1 protein-coding gene is annotated in these 725 nt (G+C 76.7%); it reads left to right on the top strand.

Annotated features, from left to right (window positions below):
* Positions 1 to 291: 291 nt before the first annotated feature.
* The coding region (locus E2C05_RS32280) for an Hpt domain-containing protein (protein WP_192912574.1) at positions 292 to 725 on the top strand (434 nt) is incomplete at its 3' end.

Below are 725 nucleotides of genomic sequence, written 5' to 3'. Positions count from 1 at the left end.
GCCACCGGCCGCGACGGTCCACCATCGGGGGCCGGGTGCGGCCCGGGTGTCCGACCGGCGCCCGGGCGCAGCGGCACGGCCGGCCGGCAGCACGGCGCCCCGAGCCGCCGAAGCCCCCCCACCGGGCGCCCCCCGGCGCCCCGCATCCGCCGGCCCAGGTCGCTGCGCTTTACGAATTTTTGTCGCCGCCCCGGCAAAGTGCCGGCGCATCCCGGTGGCGGCCAGGCGGCTCGTCGCCCGGGGGACGCGCAGCGCTGTGCCCGGCCAGGGCGCCGGACCCGAGGGACGAGAATGGACGACCTGCTCGCCGACTTCCTGACCGAGACGAATGAGGGCCTGGTCGCGCTGGATGCGGCGCTGGTGCGGCTGGAACGCACCCCGCAGGACGCCGCCACCCTGTCCGAGGTGTTCCGCATCGTCCACACGATCAAGGGCACCTGCGGCTTCCTGGGCCTGACGCGGATGGAATCGGTGGCGCATGCCGCCGAGAACGTCCTGGGCCGCTACCGCGACGGCACGCGGCCGGTCACGCAGCAGGGCATCTCGCTCATCCTCGCCGCGCTCGACCGCATCCGCGTCATCGTCGTCGGGCTGGAAGGCACGGGCGCCGAGCCGGCCGGCGACGATTCCGAGCTGATCGCCCGCCTGAACGCCGAGGCGGAGGGCAAGGGCGCGGCGGATGCGGCGCCGGCCGCCACCCCGGCGCCCGAGGCGGCGGCCCCGGC

It is taken from the genome of Paracraurococcus ruber (assembly GCF_004353985.1).
Classification (GTDB): Bacteria; Pseudomonadota; Alphaproteobacteria; order Acetobacterales; family Acetobacteraceae; genus Paracraurococcus; species Paracraurococcus ruber.
This window is presented reverse-complemented; position numbering and strand designations above follow the sequence as displayed.